Here is a 20,009-nt window from a genome sequence, read left to right as displayed (position 1 = left end):
CGAGCGAGCCCTCGTTCAGGCCCTGTTCACCGGCCCGCCGCCGCCAGTAACCGGTGGCGTTAGTTGTCTGCCGCGACGATGTCGGAACTCGCGTTCTCTTTCTCGACCGACATACCTAGCACCGCTTAGCCGATGGCCGAGCCGCGAATCTCGAATTATCCGAACGGTATTCGCGCGCTACTGTCAGATTTCGAACGAGGAGCAGCTGATGACCGAAACCCGCTTTGCCCCTGGATCGCAGGCCGAGAGGCTGCGTCGCCCGCCGCGGCTGCGCACCATTCGTCATGGACTGATGAAGCTCACCTACGTGCCCGACGGCGCGGTCTTCTTGAAGCCGCGCGGCTGGTTACCCGATGCCACCGAACAGGATTGGGTCACCTACGCCGAGCACCTCGACGCCGATGGGTACCTCGTCGCGGGGATCGGCGGGTTGCTGGTGCAGTACGGCCGCCGCGCCCTGCTCATCGATGCGGGCATCGGGCCGGTGGTCGCACCCGACCACCCCGCCAATCCGATGACGGGCGCGACCTACGGGGGCGCGTTGCTGCGCAACCTCGCCCGCCTCGGCGTCGCCAACCGGATCGAAGCGGTCGCGTTCAGCCACCTGCACCTCGACCACTTCGGCTGGACGCTGCAACCGTGGCCCGGTGGTACGCCGCCGTTCGGCGACGCCCGCTACCTGATCGCCGAACCCGAATGGGAATTCTGGCAATCGCTGGCCCCCGACTTGGTCGAGGCGCTGCCCGACTGGGCGAAAGCGAGCATGACCACTCCGGCGATGCTGGCCGCGATGGCGCCGCGAGTACAGCCGATCCTCAACGGCGACGAGATCTTCCCCGGTATCCGCGCTCAATCGATTCCCGGGCATTCCCCGGGCCATACCGCGTTCGCCATCAAATCCCTGGGTCGTCGCCTCGTCATGATCGGCGATGCGCTGCACTCTCCGGTCCAGGTTGCCCACCCGGAGTGGACCAGCGCCTCGGACTTCAACCCCGTAGAAGGCATCCGCCGTCGCCGCATTCTGGTCGACCGCCTGGCCACCACCGGCGACCTCGCCTTCGGCATCCACTTCGCCGACGTCCCGTTCGGCCGAGTCCACCGTGATCCCGACGGCCGCACCACCTGGATTCCGGTCGGCTAAGCCGCGTCTCGCGCATCGGAGCACTCGAAACCAGCGGCGGCGCGGTCCTGCCGCTGGTTGAGATACCGGTATCCGAGGAAGCACAGGGCGACCCACAGAGCACCGAGGGTCCAGCCGCCGAGCACATCGGTGGGCCAGTGCACGCCGAGGTAAATGCGGGAAAGCCCCACCGCGGCAACGAAGGTGACGGCGGTGAGGGCCGCGACCCAGCGGATGGCGGTGCGGCGTATCCGCGGGATCAGCAGCAGCGCGAGGGTGCTGATGACCACGATCGAACCCAGACTGTGGCCGGAAGGGTAGGCCAGGTTCGTCTTCGCGATGATGTGGTTGACGATGGGTGGCCGCGGTCGGTCGATGAGGTGTTTGCCGCCATCCGTCAGTGCCCAGGAACCGAGACCGGCGACAACGACCAGCGCGGCCTCCCGCCACCGGCCCAGCCTGGCGAACGCGAGGACGGTCACCGTCGCCACGATGGTCATGGCGACGGTGCCGCCGAGATAGCTGACGGTGATCGCGAGGGGCGTCAGCGTGCCGTTGCGATGTTCGATCGCCCAGTTCGACAGGGGTGTGTCGATCATGGTAAGTCCGTCCCGGTCGAGCACATTGCTCGTGAGGCCGATGGCGAACACGGCCAGCACCCCGGCCAGCACGGTGAGCGCGGGGATCCGGTGCCAGATCCGGTCCGGTGGGGGATTCGTGGTCACCCTCCCACAATCCCATCTTCACGCTGTGGATTCGCTGAGGATGCGCCGCAACCGGTCAGAACATGCTGTAGCCGCCGTCGATCATCAGGGTGTCTCCGGTGTGATAGGCGCTGGCGGGGCTGGCCAGATACACCGCGACCGCCTCGAAATCGGTGGGGTGTCCCCAGCGTTTCGCGGGGATCCGGGGCTGGACGCGGTCGCGGAAGCGTTCCCATGCGAAAACGCCGTCGGTCATCGGGGTTTCGATCCAGCCGGGCAGCACCGAGTTGGCGCGGATGCCGTGCTTGCCCAGTTCGACGGCGATCGAGTTCATGATCGCGATCAGCCCGGCCTTGCTGGCCGCGTACGACTGGCCGCGCGGAACACCCTGGCGGGCAGCCAGACTGGCGGTGCCGACCAGGCTGCCGCCGGTGCCCTGGGCGACCATGACCTTCGCCGCCTCGCGCAAGGTGACGAAGGCGGCGTCGAGGTTGATCGAGGTGACCCGGCGGAACTCGCTGAGGTCGGTCTCCAGAAACGGCGTCATGCCCTGCATCACACCGGCATTCACGAAGCAGGAGTCGATGCGGCCGAGTTCGTCCGCGGTCCGGGCGATGGTGTCGATCACCTGCTGCTCGTCGCCGACATCGCAGGACAGCGCGAGTACCCGACCGCCGTACCCGCGCAGGATCTCGGCGGCGTCGGCATTGCGCTCGGTATTGCGGCCGACGATGCACACGTCGGCGCCCGCCCGCGCCAGTCCGCGCGCGAAGCCGAGGCCGATGCCGGAGTTGCCTCCGGTGACGACGGCCACGTGGCCGGTCAGGTCGAACAGCGGGGCCTCGGTCATCCGGTCCATCCCTTCGGTCGCGGGCGGCAGCGCCCGAACGAGTGCGAGAATAACCGCGCTGGCCGGGGAAAAGCCACGCGGCGGCGCACTGTTGTTGTGCGGCTGGCGCCGATGTCGTTGTGCGGCTGGCGCCCCTGTCGCTGTGCGGCTGACGAGGACCGGCGAGCAGGCGCTACGCTGCTTGCCGTGCTGCTTTCCGATCGTGACATCCGTGCGGAGATCGCCGCTGGGCGTCTCGGCGTCGAGCCGCTCCTGGAGAGCCTGATCCAGCCGTCGAGCATCGACGTGCGGCTGGACGGGATGTTCCGGGTCTTCGACAACTCCCGCTACACCCACATCGATCCCGCGCAACGGCAGGACGAGCTGACCAGCCTGGTCGAGCCCGCCGCCGGTGAGCCGTTCGTGTTGCACCCCGGCGAGTTCGTGCTCGGCTCCACCCTCGAGGTGTGCACCCTGCCGGACGACCTGGCCGGACGGCTGGAGGGCAAGTCGAGTCTGGGCAGGCTCGGCCTGCTGACCCATTCGACCGCCGGTTTCATCGATCCCGGCTTCAGCGGCCACATCACATTGGAACTGTCCAACGTGGCCAACCTGCCGATCACCCTGTGGCCCGGCATGAAGATCGGCCAGCTGTGCCTGCTCAGGCTGACCAGCCCGGCCGAGCACCCGTACGGCAGTGCCACCGCCGGCTCGAAATACCAGGGCCAGCGCGGGCCTACGCCGTCGAAGTCCTACCTGAACTTCCCGCTGCCCGCCGCGGTAGTGGATGCCGCGGAATCGCGGTAGGGCTAGATCCTCTCGTGCGCTGCTGCCGGTGCCTCGACGCGCCGAAAATAGCGACGACTCGATCCAGGAACCCACAGCAGCACGAACACGACCACCGATAGCGCCCAACCGCCGATCAGGGCCAGGTGCACGCTGGGAAACAGCACCCAGACGACGAACCGCCCGAGGAATTGCGCGCCGAGCAATACCGTGATCGTCACCCGGGCCCAATTCTTGCCGCGCAGTAGTGGCAGCAGAATGGCGGCATAGAGCGGTGCGCCGATGAGGTGGAAAACGGTGCCGACGTTCCAGCTGAATGGCGAGAACGCCAGGACGAGAACATGATTGATAGCGTGAACGCCGATGCCGATGGCGGCCACACGCACGGTAATCGGTGCGGACATCGCGGATTTTCCTTCGCGGTCGAGGTGCGAGAAACGCTACGTCTCGCCCGACGTCGCGGTATTGGACGAATGGGACATGCTCGGTCGAGCAGGCGGCGCTCAGTCGAGCAGGCGGCCGGGCGGCGCCCCGGCGAAGCGCCGGAAGTCTCGGATGAGATGGGACTGGTCGTAGTAGCCGAAATCGCCCGCGAGCGTGCTCATATCGCGCGTGGGTTCGCTCGCCAATGCGGAGAGCGCGGCCGAGAAGCGCAGCAGCGAACCATAGTCCTTCGGCGGCAGACCGACCTGCTCGGCGAATCGACGTCGGAAATGCCTTGGGCTCCAACCGCTTTCCGCGGCGAGGGTGGCTATCGGCAGGATGCCCCGCGATCGTCGCAATTCCCGGACCGCGTAGGTCACCGCGGCGTCTTCGCGATCGTCCGCCGCCGCCGAGCGTTCCCGCAGATATTCGGCCACCAACGCGAATCGAGCGGGCCAGGTGGGAATTTCGGCGAGGCGTTCGGCCAAGCGTCGCACCGCTCGACCGTGGAATTCGGCGAGTTCGACCGCGCCATTGCGTAATTCGTCCATCGGAACACCTAGCAACCGGCGCGCCGTCAGGGGATCGAGTTGCACCTGGACGCTGCGCATCCGCCCGGCGTGCCCGGCCGTTCCCGCCCGATCGTGCAAGCCGATGACCAGCGCGGTGGGGTCCAGACTGCGCCCTTCGAAGGTCCCCTCCAGCGCGAACACGATCTTGACGGTTCCACCCGGAATCTTCCTGCGCCGCACCGGGTTCGGCTCCAGCACATCGAACCCGAAGCAGCGGACCACGTCGAGGCCGGTGAACACCGTGGCAGGCGCGGAGACGAGCTGGTGCGAGCGCACCTGATACGTCCCGCGCAGGTCGCTCAGCCGATCACTCCGCATCCCTCCACACTAAAGCGGATGCCTCGCCTCGGCTCGCCCGCTGTGCTGGTGGGCCACCGGCCCGAGTCCGCCCCGTCGACTGCCAAGAAAGGGGCGGACTCGGCCCGGTCCGGCGCCGGGCGGCAAACGGGAACCGATCGCGGCGCGTGATCAGTCCCCGCCGCCCGCTCCCACCGCCAGCGCCGTCGTGATGATGACGGATAGCGGTGGCAGCGTGTCGCCGCGTCTCGGCGGGGATACCCAGAAGCACCCTTCCCGGGTCCACCGTCCAAGACCGGTCGGCAACATCACGGCGCTGCCGATGGCGGGAATGCCGATATCGAGACGATTGAGCACCTCTAATACCTGCGTTCCCGGCCTACTGTCCGGCTCGGCCAAAAAGCTCCACCGGATCTGCCTGGCCAGCATGGGCCCCCTGGTCCCCTGCTGTTCCAGTGCGGCCCGCACCTTTTCGGCGCGGGCGGTTGGCAAGTGGACTACGCAAACGCGGCCGGTGATCGGCAGCATGACGAAGCCGCCACGCTCGGCCACCGGCAGCCCGAACTCATGCCGATAGAACGCCACCCAATCGTCAACAGTCCTGAGCTTCTCCACATTCACGGCGAACTCCTTGCCTCCCGCCTCCAAGGGTCCCGGTCACCCGCCGGATTCGGTATTGCCCGCACGCCCGCCTTCTACTGCCCTTCCGCTGCCTCTGGTACCAGCTCTGTTTCGTATGTAGCCGTGCTCACAAACCCCTCGTACCCTGGGAAAGAGTTCGTTCGGAAGGGATGACATCGTGGTCCGGCAATGGTCAGGTAAAGAGGCCCGTGCCCTTCGCGATGCCAAACGCATGAGCATCCGGCAGTTCGCGGCCCATCTCGGGGTACACGAACGTCTGGTGTCGAAGTGGGAGGCCGGTGGCGTCCGGGTCCATCCACGTCCGATCAATCAAGCCGCTCTCGATACATCCTTGGCCAGGTCCGATGACGTTGTGCGGGCACGGTTTGCGGCAATGATCGATCAGCCGATGGCCGATCGACCGACCGCACCTGGATTCGATGCGCCCGCCGATACCTCGGCGCGCGCCCAATATTCGAGCGACGCGGACCTTTTGGCTCTCATAGACGCCGGTGCGATGAGAGGTGATGCGTTAGCAGCGATTTCGGAGAGGGATCTGATCATGGCGGCTGCCCATGAGGCCAGCGAGCACGCCGGCCAGGCCGAGAGCACGAATGTGGGTGCGACCACTTTGGAACAGCTCGACGCCGATGTCACCCGCATCGCGAACGACTACGTGCACATCCCCCCCGTGCCGATGATGGTCGAGATGCTTCGGGTGCGACGCCGGGTGTACCGGTTGCTCGAGGGGCATCAACGCCCCGCGGACACCAGTCACCTCTATCTACTGGCGGGCACCCTGTCGGGTCTGCTCGCCAATGCCAGCACCGACCTCGGCTATTACGATGCCGCGGGCGAACAGATCCGAGCGGCCTGGGCCTACTCGGAACTGTGCGGTCACAACGGGTTGCGCGCCTGGACCCGGGGCATGCACGCGCTCATCGAATACTGGTCGGAGCGCCCGCGCCGCGGCGTGCTGTTGGCGCAGAGCGGCCAGGAGTTCGCCGAGTCGGCGACGGCGAAGGTGCGCCTGCTCAATATCGAGGCACGGATCTGGTCGAAACTCGGCAGCTCGTCCGACGCCGATCGGTGCATCCGCGCCGCCGACCACGCACGCGAGGTATCCGAGACCGACACACTGCACGACGAGGTGGGTGGCGTGTTCGGATTCAACGCCGCGAAGGCGCAGTACTACGCGGGCGCCACCTATATCCATCTCGGCCAGGCCGAACCCGCGCTGGCGGCCACCCAGCGCGCCATCGAGCTGTACGCGAGCGGTCCCTCGGAGCAGCGTTCCTATGGCGCCGAGTCGCTGGCCCGGGTCGACTGTGCGGCCGCGCACCTGATCAACGGCAGCCTCGACGGTGCGGCCGAGGCGCTGCAACCGGTGCTCGGGCTCGCCGAGGACAAGCGCATCGCGCAGTTGGAGGAACGCCTGACCGGGGTGCGCAGGCGGATCGCGGACCCGAACTTCCGGGACGCGGTCGAGGCGCGCTTCCTGGACGAGCGGATCGAAGAATTCTGCGGTTCGACCGCGGCGAAGGGGATACCGCCTGGCAACCCGGGTTGATGCGGTGCTGATCACATCGCTGGATTCGGCGGCGGGGTCGCTCACGCCGTCCCAGTGAAATCGCGGCAATCGATGCCGAGCGGGGCGATTATCCGGTTGCGCCGGGTGGCACCATGGGACGGGTGAGCCCTAGTCATCTACCGCATCGCCCGCTGGAGCAGTCGACGAAACTGCAGAACGTTGTCTACGAGATCCGTGGACCGGTACACGCGCAGGCAGCACGGCTGGAGGCGGAGGGTCACCGGATCCTCAAGCTCAACATCGGCAACCCCGCCCCGTTCGGCTTCGAGGCACCCGATGTGATCATGCGCGACATCATCGCGGCGCTGCCGTATGCCCAGGGCTACTCGGAATCGAAGGGCATCCTCTCGGCCCGGCGCGCGATCGTCACCCGGTACGAGCTGGTGCCCGGGTTCCCGGAACTGGACGTGGACAGCGTCTACCTCGGCAACGGCGTCTCCGAGTTGATCACCATCACCATGCAGGCGCTGCTCGACAACGGTGACGAGGTGCTGATCCCGGCGCCCGACTACCCGCTGTGGACCGCGATGACCAGTCTGGCCGGTGGCACGCCGGTGCACTATCTGTGCGACGAGTCCAGCGGCTGGCAGCCCGACATCGCCGATATCGAATCGAAGATCACCGACAAGACCAAGGCGCTTTTGGTGATCAACCCGAATAATCCGACCGGCGCGGTCTATTCCGCGGAAATTCTTCAGCAGCTCGTCGATATCGCGCGCAAGCATCAGCTGCTGCTGCTCGCCGACGAGATCTACGACAAGATTCTCTATGACGATGCCAAGCATATTTCGGTGGCTTCGGTGGCGCCCGATCTGCTGTGCCTGACCTTCAACGGTCTGTCCAAGGCGTATCGGGTGGCAGGCTACCGGTCGGGGTGGCTGGCCATCACCGGTCCGAAGGAGCACGCCGCGGGCTTCCTGGAGGGTATCGATCTGCTCGCCTCCTCTCGGCTGTGCCCGAATGTGCCTGCGCAGCATGCGATTCAGGTCGCCCTCGGCGGGCACCAGAGCATCGAGGATCTGATCCTGCCCGGCGGGCGGCTGCTGGAGCAGCGCGACGTCGCGTGGGAGCGGCTGAACATGATTCCCGGTGTGTCGTGCGTGAAGCCGAAGGGCGCGCTGTACGCGTTCCCCAAGCTGGATCCGAATGTCCATGAGATCCATGACGATTCGAAGCTGATCCTGGACCTGCTGCTGCAGGAGAAGATCTTGATGGTGCAGGGGACCGGCTTCAACTGGCCGAACCATGATCATCTGCGGATCGTGACACTGCCGTGGGCCCGGGATCTCGCGGTCGCCATCGAGCGCTTCGGCAACTTCCTGTCCAGCTATCGCCAGTAGGTTGCGGCCTTGCATCCGTGCAACCGGGCTGCCCCGCTTCTAGCCTCTAAACAGACCGAATGTATGGATACAAGCGATGTTTGGAGACTAGCTAGCGCATTAGAAGTACTTTTGTGTACAGTAGGACTTGGCACTTTCGAGTGCCCGGCCGGGTTGCCTACCCCCCTGGGTTAACCCGGTCTTCGGTTCGGCCGCCTACCCCCCTGGGCCGCCGGCCTGTGGGCGGCGGAGACATCCCCCTGCTCTCCGCCGCCCCCTCCGAATTCTCGCTCCGGCCTCGCCGCCGACTCCCACCTCGGATTATCGGTCGCCCGAGCCCGCTTTTGAAAATGAAATCCTTTAAGCTCGCTCCGGGCAGCCGACTCGCGCTGAACAGCCGTTCCTGCCCGCTGGGAACACACCCAGGGCATACGACGGACAGGGTAGGAGCCCCGCGCAGTCATGAGTGAGCACCATCACCATCACCACGACCACTCCGGTCCGATCGCGATCGGTGACACCGCTGCCCGGGTGGTCGTCGGGTTGCTGACCGTTATCGGCGCCCTCGTATTACTCGGAACCGTTCTGCTGTGGCCGGGCAAACAGCACATCGACATCCCGCTGCCGATGCAGAACGCGGGCGGCGGCGCGGTGCAGACCGAGGCGGGCACCGTGGTCATGCAGGACATCGGGCCGTGCGGCAGTTCCTCGATCGGCAAGGTATTCGTGGAGAAGCCGGAGCCGCCGCGCAACAATGCCTACACCTGCCAGCGCAGCCTGATCGACATCGAGTCCGGGCCGCACAAGGGCAACAAGACGCTGTTCGAAATCGCGCCGGGCCCAGGACAACCCGATCTGCACGCCGGGGACGAGCTGCGGCTGGTGCGGCAGACCGATCCCAGCGGTACCCCGATGTACTCATTCGAGGACTACGCGCGCGGGTTGCCGTTGACGCTGATCGCGGTGGCCTTCGTCGTGGTGGTCGTGGTGGTGGCGCGGTGGCGTGGGCTGCGTGCCCTGCTCGGGCTGGTGTTCGCGTTCGCGGTGCTGGTGATGTTCATGTTGCCCGCATTGCTGGACGGCAAGCCCGCGATTCCGGTCGCGCTGGTCGCGGGCTCGTTGATCCTCTATGCGGTGTTGTATCTCGCGCACGGGTTGAACCTGCGGACCAGTTCGGCCCTGCTCGGCACGCTCACCTCGATGGTTGTCGCGGCGGCGCTGTCCTGGGTGGCGATCAAGATGACGCATCTCACGGGCTTGTCCGAGGAACAGAACACCAACGTCGCCACCTACCTCGAGCACGTCAGCATTACCGGACTGCTGCTCGCCGGGTTCATCATCGGCTCGCTCGGCGTGCTCAACGACGTCACCATCACCCAGGCGTCGGCCGCGTTCGAACTGGCCGCGCTCGACGAGTCCGCGTCCCGGCGGGAGATTTTCACGGCCGCCATGCGGGTCGGCCGCGACCACATCGCCAGTACCGTGTACACCCTGGTGCTCGCCTACGCCGGTGGTGCGCTGCCGCTGCTGCTGCTCTTCAGCGTCGCGGGCCGCTCCATTCGCGACGTGCTGACCGGTGACGCGGTCGCCATCGAGATCGCCCGCTCGTCCGTCGGCGGCATCGCCCTCGCCCTCTCCGTCCCGCTGACCACCGCCATCGCGGTAGTCCTGGCCCGCCCCTTCGGCCACCACAAACCCACCCACCCACCGCGCCGCGCCCGCCACGCTCGCAACTGATGGTGTAGCCGCACACCCACAGTGGCAGCCGCACACCCGCTATACCGGGTGTGCGGCTGAGGCAAAGCGGCTAGCTCAGCGGGGCGGAGGGGGCGGGAAGGGGAAGACTTCCGGAGGGATCGTGGGGACCACGATCGGTGGAAGGCCCGGAACGACAATGGTGTTCGGGCCGGGTGCGGGGGGTGGCGGGGGTTCGGTAGTGGCCCGGCGCGGTGGGGGTGCGGCGACCGATTCCACCGCGGATTCCGTCGGCGTGGTCGGTGCGACCGCGATCTGCGGGTCGAGGGTGGTGGTGCGCGGTGCGGAGGTCGTCGGCACCGTCGGCGAGCCCTCGTTGTGTGAATCGCGTTGCAGCACTTGCGGGCCGTAGCCGAGGCCGAGTCCGATCGCGGCGACCACCGCGAGCGCGCTGACGGTCAGCACCGCACCGCTGATCTCGCGTTTGCGGCGGGCGGGTGGCGCCGATAACCAGGCCGGGGACAGCTCGGCGTCGAGGACCGGGCTGACCGGGGCCGCCTCCGGCTGGACCGGCCGGGCGAGCAGCGCGGCGCCGCGGGCCACCACCGTCTCCGGGCTCTCCGGCACGATCACCGGAACACCCATCCAACGTTCGAGAACCCTGGCTACCAGCGGAATCCGGGCGCATCCGCCGATGGCGAGCACACCGTGCACCGGCCGATCGGAACGGGTGATCACGTCCCGCGCCATCCGCGCCGACGATTCGATCGCCAACATGATCAGCGACTCGAAGTTCTCCTGCGCCAGCAGCACCAGGCCCTGTTCGCTGGGCAGCGCGACCGCGGTATTCGTGGACAGCTGTTCTTTTGCCTCGCGACATAGTCCGTCGAGGGTGGCGAGACCGGCCGCGTCCGGCGGATGCGCGATTCGGCCCGAGGCGATCTGTTGTTCCCGGATCAACGAGTCGAGGTAGTCACCACTGATATCGCTGGTGCGCTCGCTATGGCGGATCTCACGCGTCTGGGTATCGACCACGCTCACCGAGAGACCGGAGCTGCCGAGGTCGTACACCACCAGCGAGGAAATGCCCCGGATATCTCCGGTGGACTGGGCGAATTCGAGCGCGGCGACGACTTCGGGAACAAGTTCGTAATTGGTGAGCTGCTGACGTGCCATCGCCGCGCGAAGAGCGCGCGCGTGCTGTTCGCTGCGATACGCGATGGCGGTGGCGGTGATACCCGGAGTGGTTTCCAGCGTGACGCCGATCGCCTCGGCGGCCAGTTCCTCGACGGTCTGATCGGTGACCGGAATGTTCTGCAGATCGAACGAGTGCGGCTGGACGTGGCCGTGGGGGTTCGCGGTGTGTGGCCGCGCCATACGGACAGCGCCGGCCCCCACCGAAACTCCCAGTACCGAACTCATCAGCTGCCCATCTCGTTCACACTTCACGACATGCGAGCCTGCGCGAAGGCCCGCTCCCCGGACCATACCGTCGACGAGCGTCTGTGCATACGGCAGGACTATGCGTCCAGACGTAGGCCCCGCCTTCGCGACGCAACTCTACGGTGTGCCGAGTCCCGCGTACACCCATCCGGCCGCACGCCAGTTGGCACGATTGAGACAGTTCCTTCCGTCGATGATCGATCGGGTCCGGACTACCCGCGCCAAATCCTCCGGTCGCAGTGCGGTGAATTCGTCCCATTCGGTGAGTACCAACACGACATCCGCGCGTTCGCACGCCTCGGTAACCGAGGTCGCGTAGTTCAAGGTGGGGAACACCCGGCGCGAATTCTCCAGGGCCTTCGGGTCATACACCGTTACCACCGCGCCGTGCAGTTGGATCATGCCCGCCACATTCAGTGCGGGCGAGTCGCGCACGTCATCGGATTCCGGTTTGAACGCCGCGCCCAGCACCGCGACATTCGCGCCCAACAAGGAACCGCCACAGGCGCGCGCCGCCATGTCCACCACTTTGGTGCGGCGGCGCATATTGATGTTGTCCACCTCACGCAGGAACGCCACCGCGTGGTCGGCGCCGAGCTCACCGGAGCGGGCCATGAAGGCCCGAATGTCCTTCGGCAGACAACCGCCGCCGAAACCCAGTCCCGCATTGAGGAACCGGCGGCCGATGCGCGCGTCGTAGCCGAGCGCGTCGGCGAGCATCGTCACATCCGCGCCGGTCGCCTCGCAGACTTCCGATACCGCGTTGATGAACGAAATCTTGGTCGCCAGAAAAGCGTTGGCGGAGACTTTCACCAATTCGGCTGTGGCCAAATCGGTCAGCAGGAACGGTACCTCGTCGGCGATCAGGTCCGCGTAGACCTCGCGCACCAGGTCCTCCACCCAGTCGGCGGCCGCGCGCTCCCGATCCACCCCGAGCACAAGACGATCCGGGCGCAGGGTGTCCTTCACCGCGAAGCCCTCGCGCAGGAATTCCGGATTCCAGGCCACTTCGATATCGGTCGAGGTGAGCTGGCGCGCCCTGGTGCCGAGTGCCGCGGCCGTGCCGACCGGCACCGTCGACTTGCCGATGATCACCGACGGCCGCTCCAGCATCGGCGCGAGCGTGTCCACCACGGCGTGTACGTACTTCAGATCGGCGGCGTACTCGCCCTTCTTCTGCGGCGTCCCCACGCCCAGGAAATGCACCTCGGCGTGCGCCGCGGCCTCGGCGTACGACGTGGTGAATCGCAGTCGGCCCGCATCGAGATTGCGCCGCAGCACGTCCTCGAGTCCGGGTTCGTAGAACGGCACCACGCCATCGGACAGCTTCGCGACCTTGCCCGGGTCGACATCCACTCCGATGACGTCATGCCCGAGCTCGGCCATGCACGCCGCGTGCGTGGCCCCGAGGTACCCGGTTCCGAAGACTGTGCATCGCATGATCGATTGATAAGCCCCGCCGATGGCCACCCCGCGTCACCGAGGCAAGAGTCACGGCAACGGTAGGTGTACATGTGGCGACATATATTCGGATAAGAGCCCTGACCTGCGACGATGGTGGGCCGATCGCACCTGTCGCATTAATTGCTGGCAGGTGACATCAGTTTGATACAGTGACGGGCCATACATAGGTTTCCGTCTCGTTCGGCCTGGGCCGGCGTTGACGCATTGGTGCACACCCTCTGGGAGGGCTGATGGAATTCGACTGGTCAGCGGCCGATTTGGCGTTTCGGGACGAGGTGCGGGCGTTTCTCGACGCGAAGTTGACGCCGGAGTTGCGGCGGGCGGGGCGGTTGGCGACGAGTGTCTACCCCGATCACGAGGCCAGCATGCAGTGGCAGCGGATCCTGCACGAGAAGGGGTGGGCGGCGCCCGCCTGGCCGGTGGAGTACGGGGGGTGCGGGTGGAGTTTGACCCAGCACTACATCTTCAATCGCGAGTCGACACTGGCGGGGGCGCCCGCGCTGTCGCCGATGGGGATCAAGATGGTGGCGCACGCGATCATCGCGTACGGGACGCCGGAGCAGAAGGACTTCTATCTGCCGCGGATTCTGACCGGGGAAGTGTTCTTCTGCCAGGGGTATTCGGAGCCGGAAGCCGGGTCCGATCTGGCGTCGCTGACCATGGCGGCCGTCGACGACGGCGACGATTTCCTGTGCACCGGCAGCAAGATCTGGACTACCCATGCGACGGAGGCGAATTGGATCTTCTGCCTGGTGCGCACCTCGCGGACCGGGAAGAAGCAGCAGGGCATCACCTTCCTGCTGATCGATATGACCACGCCCGGCATCGAGATCCGGCCGTTGGTGATGACCTCGGGTGAGCAGGTGCAGAACCAGGTCTTCTTCGACAACGTTCGGGTACCCAAGCGCAATGTGCTCGGACAGATCGACGAGGGGTGGACTGTCGCGAAGTACCTGCTGGTGCACGAACGTGGTGGCGCCATGGCGCCGTTCCTGCAGGCGATGGCGCAGGAAATCGCCGTCGACGCGGCGGAACAGCCTGGGCCGGACGGTGAACCGCTGATCGATGACCCGGCGTACGCCGCGAAACTGGCGGAGGCGCGGATTCGCACCGAGGTACTCGAAATATTGGAGTACCGCACCCTTTCGGCGATGTCACGCGGGAAGAATCCGGGCCCCGCGGCCTCGATGCTGAAGATCTTGGCGACCGAGTTGAGCCAGAAACTGACCGAATTGGCGCTGGAAGCGGCCGGTCCGCGCGGCCGCGTGTATCAACCGCACGCCACGAAACCGGGTGGCCCGATCGCGGAGTTCATACCGCCCGCGGACGGTTACCACAGCGGCGCGGAATGGCAGGCCGTCGCGCCGCTGCGCTACTTCAACGACCGAGCGGGCTCGATTTACGCGGGCAGCAACGAGATTCAGCGAAACATCCTCGCCAAAGCAGCATTGGGGCTCTGATGGACTTCACGCTTACCGACGAGCAGGAACTGCTCCGCACCGCGATCGCCGGATTCCTCGGCGCCCGGTACGAATTGGAAAAGAGCCGTACTGCGGCCAAGCTGGGTGGCGGCTGGCAGCCCGCCGTGTGGCGCGGATTCGCCGACGAACTCGGCATTCTCGGTGCGACCTTGCCCGAGCGGGTCGACGGAATGGGCGGCGGGCCGGTCGAAATGATGGTGATCGCCGAGGAACTCGGGCGGGCCCTGGTCGTCGAGCCGTTCGTGGACACGGTTGTCGTCGGTGCCGGACTGTTGAACCGGTCCGGTGGCGAGCAGGCCGATACGATATTGCGGCAGATCGTGACCGGCGATGCGCGCACCGCTTTCGCCGCGCTGGAACCGACTTCGGGCCAGACGATGCACGATGTATCGACCACCGCGCGGCGGGAAGATGATTCGTGGGTGCTCGACGGCGCGAAGACCGTCGTGACCAGCGCCCCATTGGCGACTCATCTGCTCATCACCGCACGCACCGCCGGTAATCGCCGCGATCAGCGCGGGATCTCGTTGTTCCACACCGCATTCGATGCGCACAACCCGCCCGCCGGAGTCGAGGTGCACCCGTATCGGACCATCGATGATCGGGTCGCCGCCGACCTGGTTTTCACCGGTTTCCGGCTGCCCGCCGACGCATTGCTCGGTGTCGAAGGAACCGCCTGGGTCGCCATCGAACCCACCGTGGACGACGCCATCGCCGCCATCGCCGCCGAGGCCGTCGGCTGCATGCGCAAGGTGCTCGCCGACACCCTCGACTATGCCAAGCAGCGACAGCAATTCGGCCAGCCCATCGGCAGCTTCCAGGTCCTGCAGCACCGCATGGTCGACATGTACATGGAACTCGAACAAGCCATCGCCGCCGTCTATCTCGCGATCTACTCGCTGGCAGCCGACGCCCCGACCCGGGCCCGCGCTGTCTCCGCCGCGAAGGTCACCATTGCCCGGGCCGCCCGCTTCATCGGCCAGAACGCCGTCCAATTGCACGGCGCCATGGGCATGACCGAAGAACTGGCCATCGGCCACTACTTCAAGCGCCTGACCGCCATCGAGCACGAATTCGGTTCCAGTGACCAGCATTTGGCCCGGTACGCGGCATTGACGCGACCTTAGGCACCCCGCGGCCCCGGCCCTCGATACAGGATCGAGGACCGGGACTCGGGTCAGCTCAGAGCTTCTGCCACAGGGCTGGTGTGTTGGCGGGTTCCCAGCCAGGGTTCGCGGTGTGTGACTGCAAGCAGCGGTAGCGAGCCCCGTCGTAGGTGACTTCGCTGCCGACCTGGTAGCTCCGGCCCGGAGCCCATTCTTGGGAGCCGGGTGGGGTAGTTGTCGGCGGGACCGTCGTGGTGGTCGGCGGGACCGTCGTTGTCGTGGGCGGCACGGTGGTCGTCGGCGACGGTGTGGTGGTCGGCGTCGATCCGCCGCCTATCTGCAGATCGATGCAGGCGTAGAAGGCGTTCGCGGTGTCTCCGATGTTCCAGATGGCCAACAGTTTCTGCCGCCCGGTGAAGTTACCGAAATTCACTGTGTGCGTGACGGTTCGGTCGGGCTGTTGGTTATTACCCGGGATGAGGGTGACCCGCGTGTTGCCGATGTAGTACTCCCAGTTGGCCGTGCGGTGCCGAGCGGTGTTCGTCCAAGTGATGCTCGCCGAGTTGCCGACAGCGTGCACCTTCCACGGCTTGCTGTCGTCATTCAGTTCGGCGAATTGGGCGTTGTTGCCATGGCAGTTGCGCAGGCCCTTCGGCCCCTCGACACTCTGCGGCTCGTACTTGATCGGACCGCACGCCACGGTCCCCGCCGCACACTGTGCTTGCCTGCTGGCCGGTGACGAAACGTACCCGTGCGCACCGGCCGTCCCCGCCGGGAACAGAACCGCCAAGAAAGGTGCGATCCCTACTGCGGCCCCGAGGACAGTCAGTTTTCTTCTAGTATTCATGGCGCTCCTAATAGCCTGAGCAGCAGAGGCCGGCATGCTGGTCAGTATCAAACGTGCAGTCAGCGAAAGCATTTCGAATTCGAATGCGATAAAGACGATATGCCGCTCCCCGGACCAGGCAAAGACCCCGAGTTCTCGTCATCGGCAACCGCGACTCGACCGGTATCGGTGCGCAGCTCGGATCGGCAGTGCGAGAAGGGAACTGGTGAAAATCCAGGCACAGAAATGACACGTCCCCAGTGCCTCCCCAGTTATCGCAATCGCGACGGCTGTACGGCTATCCGGCCATGCCGTCGTCGCAGATCCGACAGAATTGCGGAATAAGCGCCTGGCGCATACCGATCGCGGCGGTGAGTCGGTCGCTCCGTTGCACTATTCGAAACGCCTGGAGTTCGTTGCCGAAGTCCCGCAGGCGAAAAGGTTCAGCCCGGGTCTGTTGGACAGACCCGGGCTGAATGCCGCGTTAGTTAGTTGTTGCTCTCAGCTCTTGCGGCCGGGAGCCTTTGCGCCGGACTTGAATCCGAGACCGCCGGGCTTGGCAGCCGGCGGAGTGGCTTCGGGGGCGCCGTTGCCGTTGGCGGGCTGACTCGGTTCCGCGGTGGGTTCCGGCGCGGTGGATTCCGCGGCGGGTTCTTCGGCGGGGGCGGGGTCAGCGGGGGCCGACGGGGTGGTGCTGCCGGGTGCCTTGGCGCCGGGGCGCTTGAAGCCGGACTTCATCGCCAGGCCCTTGGCGGGGACCGTCGGCTTGGTTTCGGTGGCTTCCGAAACCGGTTCGGCGGCGGCTGTTTCTGGTGCGGGCGTGCTCGCCGCCGGGGCGGCCGGAGCCTTCGCGCCGGGTGCCTTGGCTCCCGGTGCCTTAGCGCCCGGTGCCTTGGCGGCACCCTTCATGCCCAGACCCTTCACGGGCTTGGGAGCGGGAGCCGCCGCCGCGGTTTCGGTGGCGGGCGCGGATTCGGCTGCCGGAGCCGGTGTGGCCCCGGGCGCTTTGGCGGCACCCTTCATGCCCAGCCCGCCCGGCTTCTTCGCCGGACCCTTCATGGCCAGGCCCTTGACCGGCTTGGCCGGTGCCTCGGGAGTCGACTCGGCTTCGGCCGCGGTAGATTCCGCCGCCGTGGCGCCGGGTGCCTTGGCGGCGCCCTTCATGCCGAGCCCGCCGGGCTTCTTGGCCGGGCCCTTCATGGCGAGTCCGCCACCGCCGGGTGCCTTGGCCGGGCCCTTCATCGCGAGCCCACCGCCGGCCGGTGCCGCCTTCGCGGGGGCCGGTGTCTCGGACTCGGGCTCCGGTTCGGGCTCGGAAACCTCTTCGACCGCAGGGGCTTTCGGCTCCTGGATGACGGTGAGGTTCTCGGTGAGCCGGGCCGGGTCGACCCGATCGATGGCGTCCAGCATGAGCTGGGCGACGTCGACGACCTCGACACCTTCACCCTCGCCCTTTTCCTGGCGGGCGGTGACGCCGTCGTTGAGCATGACGCGGCAGAACGGGCAGCCGGTCGCGATCTTGCCCGGAGTGGCACCGGGGTTGGCCGCGAGGGTGTTCAAGCCCTCGTCCACCCGGTCGACATTGATGCGCTTGCCGAGCTGCTCTTCCATCCACATCCGCGCACCACCGGCACCACAGCACATGGAACGTTCGCCGTGGCGCGGCATTTCGACCAAGGTGGAGCCGGAGGCTTCCATCAGTTCCCGCGGCGCGTTGTAGACCTTGTTGTGCCTGCCGAGGTAGCAGGGGTCGTGGTAGGTGACGTTCTGCGACACCGAGGCGACCGGGATCAGCTGCTTCTGGCGCACGAGACGGTTCAGCAACTGGGTGTGGTGCACCACCTCGTAGTTGCCGCCCACCTGCGGGTACTCGTTGTTGAGCGCGTTGAAGCAGTGCGCACAGGTGACGACGATCTTCTTTTTCTTGTCCTCGACACCCTCGAACACCGAGTTGATCACCTCGATGTTCTGCGCGGCCAACTGCTGGAACAGGAACTCGTTGCCCGCGCGCCGGGCCGAGTCGCCGGTGCAGGTCTCCTCGGCGCCGAGCACCATGAACTTCACGCCCGCGGTGGCGAGCAGCTCGGCGACCGCCTTGGTGGTCTTTTTCGCGCGGTCCTCGTAGGCGCCCGCGCAGCCGACCCAGAACAGGTAGTCGTAGCCGTCGAAGCTATCGGCGTCCTTGCCGAACACCGGGATGTCGAAGTCGACCTCGTTGATCCAGTTGAGCCGGTCCTTGGCGTTCTGGCCCCACGGATTGCCCTTGTTCTCCAGGTTCTTGAACAGACCGGCGAGCTCGGACGGGAACTCCGATTCGATGAGCACCTGGTAGCGGCGCATATCGATAATGTGGTCGACGTGCTCGATATCCACCGGGCACTGCTCGACGCAAGCGCCACAGGTGGTGCACGACCACAGCACCTCGGGATCGATGATGCCGTTGACCTCGACGTCGCCGACCAGCGGACGCTCCGCCTCGGCCTTCGCGGCCTCGGGGATCTTCGCCAGCGCGGCCTCGTTCGGCTTGCCCTCGGCGTCGACCAGGCCGATCTCGTCGCCGCCCATGTCCTTGCGGCCACCGGCCAGCAGGTACGGCGCCTTGGCGTTGCCGTGGTCGCGCAGCGACATGATCAACAGCTTGGGCGACAACGGCTTTCCGGTGTTCCAGGCGGGGCACTGCGACTGGCACCGACCGCACTCGGTGCAGGTGGTGAAGTCCAGCCAACCTTTCCAGGAGAAGTCCTCGATCCGGCCGGCACCGAAGGTGTCGTTGTCCGGGTCCGCGGTCTCCATATCGACCGGCTTGCCCTTGGACATCATCGGCTTGGCCGCACCGAGCGCGACGCCGCCGTCGTCTTCACGCTTGAAGTAGATGTTGAAGAACGCCGAGAACCGGTGCCACGCCACGCCCCAGGTGATGTTGCGGCCGACGAGGTAGAGGAAGGCCATGCCGGACATCAGCTTCACGAAGGCGAACAGCGCGACCATGGTGGTGTTCGCGGGCAGCAGCTTGGCCACCTGCATGGTGAAGAAGTCGGTGGCCGGGTTCGAGTGGCCGTAGGCGGCGATCTTGCCCGCCTTCACGAAGATCATGCCGAGACCCTCGATCAGCACGATCAACTCGATGACGTAGGCGGGCCCGAACTTCGAGCCGCTGAACCGGGAGAGCCGCTCGGGCAGTCGCGGGTGGTTCAGCTGGCGAATCACGATCAGGGTGCCGATACCGACCACGGTGCCGATACCGAGGATCTCGTCCCAGAGGTGGTAGATCGCCCAGTCGCCGAAGATCGGCCAGTGGAAGGCGGGGTCGAAGGTCTGGCCGTATGCCTCGAACCACAGGATGGCGCCACCCATGAAGCCGATCATCACGAGCCAGTGCGCCCAGCCCACGGTGCGGAACTTGGCCATCCGCGTGTGCGCGAGGAACTCGATGACCATTTGCTTGAAACGCGGGAAGAACGGTCGCCAGCGGTCCGGTGCGGGCTGTCCGACCATGATGGCGCGGACGATATTACGGACGCCGCCGATGAACGACGCCCAACACAGGAGGCTGAGCGTCGCCCCAATCGTGCCCAGCGTCACTGTCAGGGCATTCATGTCGCGACCTTTCTCTAGAGGCAACACGAGCGCGGGCGGTTCGGCACCGCCCGATTGGCTCGTATCCTAACCGGCAGTAAGTTACCCGCCAGTAACATATGCTACTTGTCGTACGACTCGCACCTGAGCTATGCC

16 protein-coding genes are annotated in these 20,009 nt (G+C 66.2%); 7 read left to right on the top strand and 9 right to left on the bottom strand.

What is annotated here, in order from left to right:
• Nucleotides 1-208 precede the first annotated feature (208 nt).
• A complete protein-coding gene (locus ACFK0J_RS38440) occupies nt 209-1,141 on the top strand; it encodes an MBL fold metallo-hydrolase (RefSeq protein WP_378734609.1) in 933 nt (310 codons plus the stop codon).
• On the opposite strand, the gene ACFK0J_RS38435 is transcribed toward ACFK0J_RS38440, so the two are convergent.
• Both ACFK0J_RS38435 and ACFK0J_RS38430 read right to left on the bottom strand, forming a co-directional pair.
• Nucleotides 1,138-1,845 (bottom strand): phosphatase PAP2 family protein, encoded by a 708-nt coding sequence (locus tag ACFK0J_RS38435; RefSeq protein ID WP_378734607.1) that lies wholly within the window; start codon nt 1,843-1,845, stop codon nt 1,138-1,140. The genes ACFK0J_RS38440 and ACFK0J_RS38435 overlap by 4 nt on opposite strands.
• 55 nt (nt 1,846-1,900) lie before the next feature.
• Nucleotides 1,901-2,683 (bottom strand): SDR family NAD(P)-dependent oxidoreductase, encoded by a 783-nt coding sequence (locus ACFK0J_RS38430; protein ID WP_378734605.1) that lies wholly within the window; start codon nt 2,681-2,683, stop codon nt 1,901-1,903.
• A gap of 177 nt (nt 2,684-2,860) precedes the next feature.
• Between ACFK0J_RS38430 and dcd the strand changes: the two genes are divergently transcribed.
• On the top strand, nt 2,861-3,460 hold the full coding sequence (gene dcd / locus ACFK0J_RS38425) for a dCTP deaminase (protein WP_378734603.1): 600 nt from the start codon (nt 2,861-2,863) through the stop codon (nt 3,458-3,460).
• Between the two features lie 2 nt (nt 3,461-3,462).
• Here the strand turns inward: dcd and ACFK0J_RS38420 are convergent, their stop codons facing one another.
• The 3 genes from ACFK0J_RS38420 to ACFK0J_RS38410 form a co-directional block, all read right to left on the bottom strand.
• Entirely contained in the window at nt 3,463-3,843 is a 381-nt protein-coding gene (locus ACFK0J_RS38420) for a hypothetical protein (RefSeq protein ID WP_378734601.1), read from the bottom strand.
• 99 nt (nt 3,844-3,942) lie between these two features.
• Complete coding sequence (locus ACFK0J_RS38415; protein WP_378734599.1) at nt 3,943-4,752, bottom strand: helix-turn-helix domain-containing protein; 810 nt, start codon at nt 4,750-4,752, stop codon at nt 3,943-3,945.
• A gap of 150 nt (nt 4,753-4,902) precedes the next feature.
• Nucleotides 4,903-5,352, bottom strand: a complete 450-nt coding sequence (locus ACFK0J_RS38410) for a hypothetical protein (RefSeq protein WP_378734597.1) — start codon at nt 5,350-5,352, stop codon at nt 4,903-4,905.
• 562 nt (nt 5,353-5,914) lie between these two features.
• Here ACFK0J_RS38410 and ACFK0J_RS38405 point away from each other — a divergent pair.
• The 3 genes from ACFK0J_RS38405 to ACFK0J_RS38395 all read left to right on the top strand — a co-directional run bounded on the left by ACFK0J_RS38405 (nt 5,915) and on the right by ACFK0J_RS38395 (nt 9,999).
• Complete coding sequence (locus ACFK0J_RS38405) at nt 5,915-6,922, top strand: XRE family transcriptional regulator (protein WP_378734595.1); 1,008 nt, start codon at nt 5,915-5,917, stop codon at nt 6,920-6,922.
• A 113-nt stretch (nt 6,923-7,035) separates the two neighbouring features.
• The gene (locus tag ACFK0J_RS38400) at nt 7,036-8,283 is read left to right on the top strand and encodes a pyridoxal phosphate-dependent aminotransferase (protein WP_218472194.1); all 1,248 of its coding nucleotides are present in this window, start codon (nt 7,036-7,038) and stop codon (nt 8,281-8,283) included.
• A gap of 441 nt (nt 8,284-8,724) precedes the next feature.
• The gene (locus tag ACFK0J_RS38395) at nt 8,725-9,999 is read left to right on the top strand and encodes a YibE/F family protein (RefSeq protein ID WP_378734592.1); all 1,275 of its coding nucleotides are present in this window, start codon (nt 8,725-8,727) and stop codon (nt 9,997-9,999) included.
• Between the two features lie 75 nt (nt 10,000-10,074).
• Here ACFK0J_RS38395 and ACFK0J_RS38390 read toward each other — a convergent pair whose 3' ends face one another.
• Both ACFK0J_RS38390 and ACFK0J_RS38385 read right to left on the bottom strand, forming a co-directional pair.
• Complete coding sequence (locus tag ACFK0J_RS38390) at nt 10,075-11,379, bottom strand: Hsp70 family protein (protein ID WP_378734590.1); 1,305 nt, start codon at nt 11,377-11,379, stop codon at nt 10,075-10,077.
• Nucleotides 11,380-11,517: 138 nt separating this feature from the next.
• A complete protein-coding gene (locus ACFK0J_RS38385) occupies nt 11,518-12,840 on the bottom strand; it encodes a UDP-glucose dehydrogenase family protein (protein ID WP_378734588.1) in 1,323 nt (440 codons plus the stop codon).
• Nucleotides 12,841-13,094: 254 nt separating this feature from the next.
• On the opposite strand from ACFK0J_RS38385, the gene ACFK0J_RS38380 reads away from it, so the two are divergent.
• A complete protein-coding gene (locus ACFK0J_RS38380) occupies nt 13,095-14,324 on the top strand; it encodes an acyl-CoA dehydrogenase family protein (protein WP_378734586.1) in 1,230 nt (409 codons plus the stop codon).
• Nucleotides 14,324-15,472, top strand: a complete 1,149-nt coding sequence (locus ACFK0J_RS38375; RefSeq protein WP_378734584.1) for an acyl-CoA dehydrogenase family protein — start codon at nt 14,324-14,326, stop codon at nt 15,470-15,472. The genes ACFK0J_RS38380 and ACFK0J_RS38375 overlap by 1 nt, the downstream gene beginning before the upstream one ends.
• A gap of 55 nt (nt 15,473-15,527) precedes the next feature.
• Here ACFK0J_RS38375 and ACFK0J_RS38370 read toward each other — a convergent pair whose 3' ends face one another.
• Both ACFK0J_RS38370 and ACFK0J_RS38365 read right to left on the bottom strand, forming a co-directional pair.
• A complete protein-coding gene (locus tag ACFK0J_RS38370; RefSeq protein ID WP_378734582.1) occupies nt 15,528-16,241 on the bottom strand; it encodes a lytic polysaccharide monooxygenase in 714 nt (237 codons plus the stop codon).
• 537 nt (nt 16,242-16,778) lie between these two features.
• A complete protein-coding gene (locus ACFK0J_RS38365; protein ID WP_378734580.1) occupies nt 16,779-19,874 on the bottom strand; it encodes a (Fe-S)-binding protein in 3,096 nt (1,031 codons plus the stop codon).
• Nucleotides 19,875-20,009: the final 135 nt, after the last annotated feature.

This window comes from Nocardia brasiliensis (assembly GCF_042691675.1).
GTDB lineage: Bacteria > Actinomycetota > Actinomycetes > Mycobacteriales > Mycobacteriaceae > Nocardia > Nocardia brasiliensis_D.
This window is presented reverse-complemented; position numbering and strand designations above follow the sequence as displayed.